The 12,229-nt window shown below is 35.6% G+C and carries 7 protein-coding genes and 1 tRNA gene; 5 read left to right on the top strand and 3 right to left on the bottom strand.

The features are described from left to right. Nucleotides 1-408 precede the first annotated feature (408 nt). The gene (locus tag EZ428_RS03845) at nucleotides 409-1,989 is read left to right on the top strand and encodes a peptide chain release factor 3 (RefSeq protein WP_131551783.1); all 1,581 of its coding nucleotides are present in this window, start codon (nucleotides 409-411) and stop codon (nucleotides 1,987-1,989) included. 1 nt (nucleotide 1,990) lies between these two features. Here the strand turns inward: EZ428_RS03845 and EZ428_RS03840 are convergent, their stop codons facing one another. Then, complete coding sequence (locus EZ428_RS03840; RefSeq protein WP_131551782.1) at nucleotides 1,991-3,037, bottom strand: helix-turn-helix transcriptional regulator; 1,047 nt, start codon at nucleotides 3,035-3,037, stop codon at nucleotides 1,991-1,993. A gap of 443 nt (nucleotides 3,038-3,480) precedes the next feature. Here EZ428_RS03840 and EZ428_RS23915 point away from each other — a divergent pair. From EZ428_RS23915 to EZ428_RS03830, 3 genes are all read left to right on the top strand, one after another. Further along, nucleotides 3,481-3,541 (top strand) — tRNA-OTHER (locus EZ428_RS23915). 359 nt (nucleotides 3,542-3,900) lie between these two features. Beyond that, on the top strand, nucleotides 3,901-4,998 hold the full coding sequence (locus tag EZ428_RS03835) for a slipin family protein (protein ID WP_131551781.1): 1,098 nt from the start codon (nucleotides 3,901-3,903) through the stop codon (nucleotides 4,996-4,998). A 141-nt stretch (nucleotides 4,999-5,139) separates the two neighbouring features. Then, a complete protein-coding gene (locus EZ428_RS03830) occupies nucleotides 5,140-6,483 on the top strand; it encodes an RtcB family protein (protein WP_225870988.1) in 1,344 nt (447 codons plus the stop codon). A gap of 63 nt (nucleotides 6,484-6,546) precedes the next feature. On the opposite strand, the gene EZ428_RS03825 is transcribed toward EZ428_RS03830, so the two are convergent. Then, nucleotides 6,547-7,800 carry a pyridoxal phosphate-dependent aminotransferase gene (locus EZ428_RS03825; protein ID WP_131551779.1) on the bottom strand — a complete coding sequence of 418 codons (1,254 nt, stop codon included), beginning with the start codon at nucleotides 7,798-7,800 and terminating at the stop codon, nucleotides 6,547-6,549. Nucleotides 7,801-7,869: 69 nt separating this feature from the next. Beyond that, the gene (gene argH / locus EZ428_RS03820) at nucleotides 7,870-9,201 is read right to left on the bottom strand and encodes an argininosuccinate lyase (protein ID WP_131551778.1); all 1,332 of its coding nucleotides are present in this window, start codon (nucleotides 9,199-9,201) and stop codon (nucleotides 7,870-7,872) included. 144 nt (nucleotides 9,202-9,345) lie between these two features. On the opposite strand from argH, the gene EZ428_RS03815 reads away from it, so the two are divergent. After that, complete coding sequence (locus EZ428_RS03815) at nucleotides 9,346-12,207, top strand: S9 family peptidase (RefSeq protein ID WP_131551777.1); 2,862 nt, start codon at nucleotides 9,346-9,348, stop codon at nucleotides 12,205-12,207. Nucleotides 12,208-12,229 lie beyond the last annotated feature (22 nt).

The following is a 12,229-nucleotide window of genomic DNA, read 5'->3' as shown; positions in this document are numbered from 1 at the left end:
TATGCTTAATGATTTGAAAAGCCAACGCTTCTCTCTTGTGAACGTTAGTCACTAGGTCTGTCTTACTTGTAGAAGAATAAGTTAAATAGACCAGTCCCGATAACTCGGGGAAAGCGATATCCTTTTTTAATCTCACCCTGAGCGTAGTCGAAGGGCAATTAAAAAGATTTAGCGTACCTGCCTTCCGTAGGCAAGAAGCTGGACTAGCTTTAATCATGCATCTAACCTTGCGCTCAAAAAACAGCCTCTCTTTATACTTGCTACTAAATACTTTATACTCTTTTAAATATTCTTACCTTTGCAGCGCAATGAAACAAGCCACAGCCATATTATTCCCTCTTCGCTTTTTATAAAGCCTTGCTGCTGCTATTTAATTAAGTTTCTGCCCACATTATCAATAAAAAATCCATGGTTAATCCTGAAATAGAAAAAAGAAAAACGTTTGCAATTATTAGTCACCCCGATGCTGGTAAAACCACATTAACTGAAAAGTTTCTGCTTTTTGGTGGTGCAATTAATACTGCTGGTGCCGTAAAAAGGAATAAAGCGAACCAAAGTAGCACTTCTGATTTTATGGAAATTGAAAAACAACGTGGTATTTCGGTAGCAACATCTGTAATGGGTTTCGAATATAACGGTAAGCGTATCAATATTTTAGACACTCCAGGCCACAAGGATTTTGCTGAAGATACTTACCGTACTTTATCTGCTGTTGATAGTGTTATTTTGGTGGTAGACTGCGTAAAGGGTGTGGAAGAGCAAACTGAGAAACTGATGTCAGTTTGTAGAATGAGAAACACGCCAGTAATTATTTTCGTTAACAAAATGGACCGTGAGGGTAAAGATGCCTTTGATTTATTAGATGAAATTGAAAGCAAATTAAACATCAGTTTATGTCCATTGAGTTGGCCAATTGGTCAGGGGCACACTTTTAAAGGTGTATATAGTATTTACAACAATCACCTTAACTTATTTGAGCCAGACAAAAAGAAAATAAGTACTCCAGTTATTGAAGTTAATAGTTTAGATGATGAGAATTTAGCGCAGTTTCTACCTGAAAAATCATTATCGACTTTAAAAGAAGAATTGGAATTAGTTGAAGGCGTTTATGGTGCTGTTGATAAGGAAATGTACCTAGAAGGTTTATTAGCACCAGTATTTTTTGGTAGTGCAATCAATAACTTCGGGATTAAGGAATTGTTAGACACGTTTGTAAACATTGCTCCTAGTCCGAAAAGTAGAGAGGCAGAAGAACGTACTGTTTTAGCAACTGAAAAGAATTTTAGTGGTTTTGTATTTAAAATTCACGCCAATTTAGACCCAAACCATAGAGATAGAATAGCCTTTTTAAGAATTTGCTCTGGTAAGTTTGAGCGAAATAAGTTCTTCTATCACACCAGGAATAACAAAAAAATAAAATTCTCCAATCCGATGGATTTTATGGCCAACGAAAAAAGCATTGTTGAAGAAGCTTGGCCAGGCGATGTGGTAGGTTTATATGATAGTGGTACTTTCAAAATCGGAGATACCTTAACAGAAGGCGAGAAATTACAGTTTAAGGGAATTCCGAGCTTCTCTCCTGAAATTTTTAAGGAAGTTGAGAATAGAGACCCATTAAAAACTAAACAGCTAGAAAAGGGCTTACAACAATTAACTGAAGAAGGTGTTGCGCAATTATTCGTCATGCAACCTGGTAATAGAAAAGTAATTGGTGCTGTTGGAGATTTACAGTTTGAGGTAATCGCTTTCAGGTTAGAGCACGAATATGGTGCAAAAGCACATTTTAGGATGTTGAGTTACACTCGTTCTAATTGGGTAACATCAAAAGACCCTAAAAAATTAGAAGAGTTTTTAAAACGTAAACAACAGCATATTGGCGAGGATAAAGATGGTAATCCAGTTTACTTAGCAGATAATGAGTTTATGATTAATATGACGATGAGAGATTATCCAGATATTGAATTCCATAAAACGAGCGAGTTTAAATAGTTCATTGGTTCAATTGTTCATTGGGCAAAGCAGGTTTTTCTTCATATTGTTTATTTGCATTTGCTAACCTTCGTTTTATTTTAGAGACTAATAATCTTGGCGCAAGCACTTTTACGCATTCGCCGAAACCTAAAATTTCTCTTTCTAATTCATAATTTAAAACCACATCTATTCTAACAGTTGTGGTTTTTTCGTTTTTAGTGAGTACTATTTGAGAATCATGCAGCGGTTTGGTAATGATGTACGGCGCATGGTAGTTTTCAAATTCTAATATTACCTTTTGGCCCCTATCCTTTTCACTTTTGGTTACCCCAATTACATCCTCGAAATATCTATCAAAATCTACACCTTGGTAAGCTTTAAACTCTTCGTTTGGTAATTCTTGAAATTCGACAATTCTGTCTAGAGCAAGAGTTAATAATTGCGGGCTTTTTTTCGATTTTGTAATCAGAAACCATCTATTTCTATATTCCTTTAGCAGATATGGGTAATAAATTTGTTGTTGAGATTCTTTAGCCTTAAAAGATTTATACTCGATTAACAAGGGCACTTTATTTAATATAGCACGATATAAATCTGGAATACATGCTAAACCTTTAACCAACTTGTTGCCTTCTAACTGAATATTATTTCCCGTTTGTTTGGTGCTTTTGTACAAGTTATTCTCCAATCGGGCAATCATATCGCTCATCTCATCGAAATAATTAAAAGCGTTAAACTGTTTTAAAACGCCCACTATTTCCTTCATTTTATCAACATCTGAATTGTTTATTGGAGCTTTTGTAATGCTAAAATTAGAATCTTCATAAGCATAGAAACGCTTGTCTTGCACAACAATTGGCGCATTGTAACCTAGCTTATCGCTTCTCATTAACTGAATATCTGCCTGAATGGTTCGTTTACTTACACCTGTGGTAATCCCTTCTAACTCGTAAAGTGTTTTTGCAACCTTCTCAATGATATCATCCAAAGTCCATTTACGGAAACGATTTCTCAAACAATCATCAATTGTTTTGTATCTGATGAGCGCTAATTTATTGATAGCCATATCTAAAGTTTTAATGCGTTTTTACAAAGACCGCTTAAAATTAATCGATTAAATATAACAATCTTCATTTTATCTACGCAACACAACTGCGCAATTGAAATTTTATTTTGTAGATATTATCTTATTTACAAAATTTTTATACTGACTATCAATAACTTAAAATATTTATCTAAATATATTTTTTGTTGCGCAAATGTACTGCGTAGTAGCTAAACAACTTTGTAATGTCGCTCAGCGATAAAGTTCTTTGATTAAATATAATAGATATAAAGATATTCCGATGAATAATCGGAATGGCAATACTAAAGTTTACACCTATCCTAGTTGTGGGTTTCTAATGGCTCCAAAGTATGAGTGCGTTGCATCATCATATACTGATAGGAAGATGATAGTTTGCCTAAACACGTTGTGTGTCGTGGGTTCGAATCCCACTTCCGAGCAATCGGAATAGTTCAGGGGTAGAATAACAACTCAAATGCAGGTTCGAATCCTGCTTTCCAACCATTATGGAAATAGCAAACTGGTAATGCAATGGATTAGGGTTCCATCTAAAAAGAAGAGATACTTCAAATTTCTCAAAAACTAGCGTTGTGAAATGCATTCTGCTTACAAGATGTTGTAAATCTTCAAAAGCAAATTTGCTTTTTGCTTTGAAAGTAAAACGAAAAAGGTGCTGATTTAAAAATCAAATCTTCTAGCGGTAAAAGTAATATTCAAAAGAATATGACAAACTCCAAAAGCTGATTTCGTTCTTAAAAACAACTGAAAGCAATTTACTTCCGCAGAAAACGAATGAATGTTTTCGCAATGCTTTTTAAAAGGATTAACAATTAAATAATTATAAATTTTAAACATCAAAAAACATGAGAAAAATTACAATTAACACCAATTATGTTGGATTGGTGTTTAAAAACGGAGAATTAAAAAGAGTATTAATCACAGGAAGATATTGGTTAGGTTTTGGCGAAACCATCACTTTGTATGACATGAGTAAAGAATATTATTACACTGTTGCAGAGTTAGATGTGTTATTATTGAATGCCGACTTTGCCAAATTAATTTATGTAGTTAATGTTGCCGATAATGAGTTGACTTTGGTTTATCAAAACAAAAATTTCAAGAACGTTTTAGTTGCAGGTAGATATGCAATCTGGAAAGGCTTATCTGAATACGAGTTTATTAAAATTGATATCAGCACCATCGAAGTTGATGAGAGAATTGACAAATACTTATATGAAAAAGGTTCTTTATTCAACTTCATCAGAGCTTTTAAAGTAGAATCTTACGAAAAAGGTTTGTTGTTGATTGATGGCAAATTTGAAAAAGTGATGGAGGCGGGCAATTACATTTACTGGAAAAACAGCACCATTATCCAAGTTTTAAAAACCGATATGAGGCAATTGAACATGGAGGTTATTGGTCAAGAGATTTTAACAAAAGATAAAGCGCAATTGAGAATGAACTTTACAATTCAATACAAAGTAGAAGACATTGTTAAAGCTTTATTGGCTAACAAAGACTTCGAAAAACAATTGTACATCTTGATGCAATTAGCTTTAAGGGAAACTGTGGGTTTGATGACCTTTGACGAATTGATGGAGAGCAAAGAAAAAATTGGAACTTCAATTTTAGAAAGCACCATCGAAAAAGCTGGAGACTTAGGCGTAAAATTGGCAAGTTGTGGTGTAAAAGACATCATTTTATCTGGTGAGATTAAAGACATCATGAACCAAGTTTTAATTGCTGAGAAAAAAGCTCAAGCCAATATGATTACTAGAAGAGAGGAAACTGCATCGACCAGAAGTTTGTTGAATACCGCAAAACTAATGGAAGACAATGCCATGTTGTACAAATTGAAAGAAATGGAATACGTGGAGAAAATCGCAGAGAAAATCAATACCATCAGTTTATCTGGAAGCGGACAAATTGTTGACCAATTGAAACAAATCTTCGTAAAATAAATTAAATTTAGATGCCCTCGGCTAGGTGAACGATGCCTGCCGAGGTTTAATTAGGAGTGAAATGAAAACAGAAATAACAGGCAAAACCCTTAAAGCCTTGGGTTATACCGAAGGAAAACATTAGGCTTGGCTTTAGAAATCTTGAAAGACAATTTTCAAGATATCGAAATAAATGAAGTTCAAAAATTATTAAAAAAGGTAAAAAATTATCCAGAAAGTTTTTTGGATGATAAAGTGCTAGGTGTTTTGGCAACAGCAATTATAGAAGAAGCAAATCCGAAAGGCGATGGCACGATTGATTTAATCGAAAATGCAAAAGCATATGCTGTCTTTGGAGAAAACTATATTGAAGATGGCGCAAAAGACCAAATGAACATTGCCATGAAATTACCAGTTACTGAAGCTGGTGCCTTAATGCCTGATGCGCATCAAGGGTATGGTTTGCCAATTGGCGGTGTTTTAGCTACTCGTAATGCAATAATTCCATATGGAGTAGGTGTTGACATAGGTTGCCGAATGGCGTTGAGCATATTCGATATTCCTGAGAAGCATTACTTTGGTAAAGATGACATGTATAAGAGAGAGTTAATTGCTTTTACAAGGTTTGGTGCAGGGAGAGAATTTAGGTCCTTAGAAAGAGCAGACCATGAAGTTTTAGAAAATGAAGATTTCAACTCCACTCCTTTCTTAAAAAATTTACACGGAAAAGCTTGGGCTCAATTAGGCACCTCTGGTGGCGGGAATCACTTTGTGGAATGGGGAATTATAGATTTTGCAGAACGAGATGAAGTTTTGAATATCGACAAAGGACGTTATGTGGCTTTGTTAACTCATTCAGGTTCTCGTGGATTTGGAGCAACTATAGCGGGTCATTACACCAAAATAGCCAAGGAGATTTGCAAGTTGCCTAAAGAAGCAATTAACCTTGCTTATTTAGACATGAATACTGCAGAAGGTCAAGAATACTGGATTGCAATGAATTTAGCGGGTGATTATGCTTCTGCCTGTCACGAGGTGATACATAAAAGGTTAACTAAAGCCATTGGGGCAAAGGTTTTAGCGAAGGTAGAAAACCATCATAATTTTGCTTGGAAAGAAACTTTAAATGGTGAAGAACTTATCGTTCACAGAAAAGGTGCTACTCCAGCTGGAAAAGGCGTCATGGGAATTATTCCAGGAAGCATGACGGCGCCAGGATTTTTGGTTAGAGGAAAAGGCGAGACAAGCTCAATTAATTCTGCTTCTCACGGCGCAGGGCGATTAATGAGCCGTACAAAGGCGATTCAATCTATTACCAAATCTGATATGAAAGCCATTTTAAAAGACCATAATGTAACCTTAATCGGTGCAGGTTTAGATGAAGCGCCAATGGCTTATAAAGACATTAATAAGGTAATGGCTGCACAAACTGATTTAGTGGATGTGATTGCGAAATTTGAACCAAAAATGGTGAGAATGGCTGATGATGGAAGCAGGGAAGATTAACCCCAAACCCCTAAAGGGGCTTTTAAAACCTCGCAGGAATTAAAACCTACGAGGTTTTTTCTATTATTTCAACTTGCTTAAAGCTGTTGCAATTCTAGGTAACATATCCTTAATATCTTGTAAAGAACAACCACCAATTGACGCTCTGAACCAAGGCATATTTTCATCGTTGCCAAAGGCTGAGAATGGAACGATAGCTGCTTGTGCTTCTTTAATTAAATAGAAGTTAACATCAGCGCTGTTTTTTAGCAAATCGCCACTTGGTGTGGTTTTACCAATATAATCTATTTTCAAAGTTAGGTAGATTGCTCCCATCGGGATAACTGCATCAACAGCAAAACCTTCACTTTTTAATTGCTGAAAGCCTTTATACAATTCATCTAAACTTGCTTGAACTTGTGCTTTAAAACTACTTAAAAACTCATCAACCAATATTTTGTTTTTGAAATAATCTGCCACAGCAACTTGCTCTGCTTTTGGCGCCCAAGCACCAATGTGACCTAACAAAGATTTCATTTTACCAATCACATTTTCTGGTCCAAATGCCCAGCCTACTCGCACGCCTGTAGCGGCCAAACATTTAGAAATGCCATCAATGTAAATGGTATAATCTTTTAATTCTGGACGTAAACCAACTGGATTTACGTGTTCTTTATCAAAAGTTAACAATGAATAAATCTGGTCGTACATGATGTACAGAGGTTTTTCATCCGCTTTGCGTGATTTATTCTCCTCTATTACGATATCGCAAATTTCTTCCAACTGTTGTTGCGTAAACATAGTTCCCGTTGGATTTAATGGCGAGCATAAAGCCAGTAAAGTTGCGCCTTTTAAATGAGGTTTTAGCTGAGCTGCAGTTGGCATAAAATTATTTTCAACTGTAGTTTCAATTGCAATACCTTTTGCTGCCGATAAGTGGCAATAGTGATTGTTATTCCAAGATGGGGCTGGGTAAATCACCGTATCTCCTGGGTCTATCAATGCCAAATATGTTGCATAAATTAACGGACGAGAACCTCCTGCAATTAAGATTTCGTTTAAACCATATTCTAACTCATAACGGTCTTTTAAGATTTCAACTACTGTTTCACGTAATGGTAAAATACCATCTGCTGGTGGATAATTGGTATGACCTTCGCGATATGCCTTTACAATCGCTTCCTCTAGTGGTTTTGGAATTGGAAAAATGGATGAATCAAAATCGCCAATAGTTAGGTTTGCAATTTGAGCACCCTTGCGCTTCATGTCATTAACTTCGTTTCCAATTTTAATGATTTCTGAGCCTATAAGTGTGTTTGCTAATACTGATACATTCATTTCATGTAGATTTTATATTGTTATTACAGATTCGTCTTTCGCAATGACGAGTTAAGAAATTAAAGCTCCCTATTTAACCAAATTCGTTATTGCTTTGTTTACCTTCTCAAATTTAAATTGCGCTAAAACTTCATTCATCATTGCGCTAATTTCATCATTACAAAGATTTCCAATGCTTCCTTCGTGCGTATGCTTAACCGTTTTATTTGGCGCAAAAGTTCCATTTTCAATGGTTTCACCAACAATTTTATAGGCTTCTCTAAAAGGTGTTCCGTTTAAAGCTAGTTCATTCACCACATCAACGCTAAATAGATAATCGTACTTTTTATCGTCTAAAATATGGTCTTTAACGGTGATGTTTTGCAACATGAAAGTTGTCATTTCTAAGCATTCATTTAAAGAAGTGATTGCTGGGAAAAGGTTCTCTTTTAACAACTGTAAATCTCTATGGTAACCAGATGGCAAATTGGTAGTCATCATTGCAATTTCATTTGGCAAAGCCTGAATTTTATTACAACGAGAACGAATCAATTCAAAAACATCTGGGTTCTTTTTATGTGGCATAATGCTAGATCCAGTTGTTAATTCATCAGGAAAAGTGATAAAACCAAAATTCTGGTTAATGAACAAACAAACATCCATCGCCATTTTTGCTAAAGTAGCAGCCACAGAAGACATTGCCTGACCTAAAATTCTTTCTGTTTTACCTCTACCCATTTGCGCATAAACCACATTGTAATTTAGTTTTTCGAACCCTAGCAATTCGGTTGTCATTGTTCTATTTAGTGGGAAGGAAGAACCGTATCCAGCAGCAGAACCTAATGGGTTTTTGTTACAAACTTTATAAGCAGCAAGCATCAATTCCATATCATCGGCCAAGCTCTCTGCATAAGCACCAAACCATAACCCAAAAGAAGATGGCATTGCAATTTGCAGGTGCGTATAACCAGGTAAAAGTTTGTCTTTATGGGTATTGCTTAGCGAAATTAATTGGTTAAACAAGGTTGAAGTATTCTCAACCATTTCTTGTATGCAAGCTCTGAAATATAACTTCAAGTCAACCAAAACTTGGTCGTTACGAGAACGACCACTATGAATTTTTTTACCTGCTTCGCCAATGCGTTGCGTTAACAACCATTCTACTTGAGAATGTACATCTTCTACACTATCATCAATGGTAAATTTTCCTTCTTCAATTTCTTTATAAATTACTTTGAAAGCAGTTTGAACTTCGACTAATTCATCAGCTGTTAGCAAATTAATACTGGCCAACATTTCTACGTGAGCCAAAGAACCTAAAACATCAAAAGCTGCCATTTGTAAATCCAATTCTCTATCCTTACCAACTGTAAATGTTTCGATGCCTTTATTTACTTCAATATTTTTTTGCCAAATCTTCATTGTAATTTTTATGCGCTTAAAATGCTTTGCAAAAGTACGAATAAGTAGCAAGTATTTAGTATCAAGTATCTAAACGGTCAATTTATTCCGCCTTGCTTTAAATTTATTTAAAAACACTATTTTCGTCCAAACAAACCCTTAATTATGAAGAATTTAAAATTTATTCTACTCGTTTTTGCAATATCCGTTGCAACTAACGGTTTTGCCCAACAACGACCGGCATTAACTTGGAAAGACATTTCAAAGTGGACTTACAACAGAGGAAATACGTTATCGCCTGATGGTCAGTGGATGGCTTGGGCAAGCGGACCAACGGAAGGAGATTTGAAATTGACTATTCGTAAAACATTCGACACGCTAAGTCATTCTTATCCAATTGGTGCAACTGCAAATGGATTATTGTTCTCAAAAGATTCTAAGTACGCAGCTTTTAGGGTTTCAGCCAAAGATGCCGAATTTAAAGCTGCCAGAAAAACAATGAAACCTTTGTATGATAAATTAACGATAGTTTCTCTGGCCGACAACAAGCAAACTTCATTTGAAAGAGTAAGGAGTTTTAGTTTTTCTGGTGAAAATTCTTCGTGGATTGCCATACAATTTTCTGCATTAGAAAGTGCACCAAAAGATAAAGATGCAGCCAAAGGAACCGATGTTTTACTTTATAATTTGGCTACAAAAAAGAGCTTCAACATTGGTAATGTTTCGGAATTTGCATTTAATAAAGCTGGCGACCAGCTAGCTTATACTGTTGATGCAAATGGACAAAACGGAAACGGTGTGTTTTTAAGAGATATGAAAACTGGTTTGACTACGGCTTTGGATAACGACAAAGCTGTTTATAAAAGTATAAACTGGAATGAAGAAGGAACTGCTTTTGCCTTACTAAAATCTAACAAAAACGAGAAATACAAAGAAGATGTTTTTAGTGTAATAGGTATCAATAAAATCAATGGCGATTTAACCAGCAAAGTAATTTACAACAGTTTAGATGATGCAACTTTCCCGAAAGGAAAAGGTGTAAATACCAATGCAACACCTTATTGGTCAGACGACCAGTCTACCTTGTTTTTCGGCATTAATACACTAGAAAAAAAGGAAGACAAAAAAACAGACAGCGTTTCGAAATCAAAAAAACCAGATGCTAAAGCTGATAGTTTAGCAAAATTGGTTAAACCTGAACCAAAAAAAGAAGATATCGAAAAACCTGATATGATTATCTGGAACTGGCAAGATAAACGTCTTCAATCTGCACAACAAACGCAAGAAATGAGAGACAAAAGTTTCAGTTATACTAGCTCTTATCGCATTGCGGATAAAAAATTCACACAGCTAGCAGATAGCAATATGCGTTCTGTTACAATTGTACCAAAACAACTTTATGCAATTGGCTATGACAATTCTAACTACGAATTAGCTGGGAACTTAGATGGGCAAAGTTATACCGACATTTATCTAATCGACCTTAAAACTGGTGCTAAAAAACGTTTATTCGAAAAAATGTATGCTTCAAATGGCGGGAGATTATCAGTTGCGCCAAACGGTAAAATGGCTAGTTATTATGTAGATGGTGTTTTCTATAGCATTAATTTAGAGACAGGTGCTACTGCTAATCTGACAGGAAATATTAAATCATCTTTCATTAATGAATTGGATGATCATAATGTTTTGAAACCTTCGACCCAAAACTTAGGCTGGTCTAGCGATTCTAAATACGCCTTAATCATGGACAACTATGATTTATGGAAAATCTCTGCCGATGGCAAAAATGTAGTTGCACTTTCTGACAATTGGAAAAGCAAAAAGACAGAAGTTGCAATGAGATACCGTATTTATGAAGATGAAAAAGGTACAGATTTAAGCAAAGACCAATATTTCGGCGTATTCAATGTTAGAGATAAAAAGGCTGGTATTGGAATTCTTCCTGCTGGTAAAAACAAGATTAACATCTTATTTATGGATGATAATTCTTACGGGGCTTTTGCAAAGGCAGAAAAAGGTAAAGTGTTCACTTATGCAAAAAGCAACTATCAAGAATCTCCAACTTATTATGCTAGTGCAAGTAGCGATTTAGTGGCTCCTAAAAAAGTAAATTCAAATACGCCAGACCAAGCTAAATATGCATGGACATCTGGAGTAAAATTAATTGATTATGTAAGTGCCAATGGCGACAGTTTGCAAGCTGCATTATATTTACCAGCTAACTATGTTGCCGGTAAATCTTACCCTACCATTACTTACATTTATGAACGTTTAACCGATGGTTTGAATAGCTATACGATGCCCGGTTTCCCAGGTGGTGGATTTAACAAAGCAGTGTATTTAAGCAATGGTTACGCAGTTTTAGAGCCAGATATTAAATACAAATTAAACGACCCAGGTATGTCGGCAGTTGCTTGCGTAGTGCCTGCGGTTAAAGCTGCAATTGCAACAGGTGTGGTTGATGAAAAAAATGTTGCCATTCACGGTCACTCTTGGGGCGGTTATCAAACTTCATTCTTAATTACACAAACAAATATTTTTAAGGCTGCAGCAGCTGGTGCTCCACTAACTAATATGATTAGTATGTACAGTTTAATTTATTGGAATAGTGGTGGCACAAACCAAGCTATTTTTGAAGCTAGTCAAGGTCGTTTAACATCAGGTTACTGGGATAACTGGGATGCTTTTGCTCGCAACTCTCCTGTTTATCACATTAAAAAAGTGCAAACACCGCTATTACTTTTACACAACGATAAAGATGGTGCTGTGGATTTCACTCAAGGAATTGAATATTACAACGGATTAAGAAGATTGAATAAACCAGTAGTGATGATTACTTATCGTGGAGAAAATCACGGCATAGCTAAATTGCCAAATCGTAAAGATTACGCTGTTCGCATGATGGAATATTTCGATTATATGCTAAAAGGAAAACCTGCACCAGAATGGTGGAGCAAAGGTGTTAATCGTTTAGATATGGAGAAACATTTAGAAACTAGGGCTTTCGATGGAGGTGAAGGGAACTAAAACTAGTTTGTCATTCTGAGCT

The sequence above is a fragment of the Pedobacter frigiditerrae genome (assembly GCF_004331645.1).
Classification (GTDB): Bacteria; Bacteroidota; Bacteroidia; order Sphingobacteriales; family Sphingobacteriaceae; genus Pedobacter; species Pedobacter frigiditerrae.
Note: the sequence above shows the minus strand (reverse complement) of the source record. Positions and strands in the feature narration are given on the sequence as shown.

Excerpts from the sequence above, each read along its gene's own strand:
- EZ428_RS03845 (WP_131551783.1), top strand. The coding sequence starts at position 409 with ATGGTTAATCCTGAAATAGAAAAAAGAAAAACGTTTGCAATTATTAGT.
- EZ428_RS03840 (WP_131551782.1), bottom strand. The coding sequence starts at position 3,037 with ATGGCTATCAATAAATTAGCGCTCATCAGATACAAAACAATTGATGAT.
- EZ428_RS03835 (WP_131551781.1), top strand. The coding sequence starts at position 3,901 with ATGAGAAAAATTACAATTAACACCAATTATGTTGGATTGGTGTTTAAA.
- EZ428_RS03825 (WP_131551779.1), bottom strand. The coding sequence starts at position 7,800 with ATGAATGTATCAGTATTAGCAAACACACTTATAGGCTCAGAAATCATT.
- argH (WP_131551778.1), bottom strand. The coding sequence starts at position 9,201 with ATGAAGATTTGGCAAAAAAATATTGAAGTAAATAAAGGCATCGAAACA.
- EZ428_RS03815 (WP_131551777.1), top strand. The coding sequence starts at position 9,346 with ATGAAGAATTTAAAATTTATTCTACTCGTTTTTGCAATATCCGTTGCA.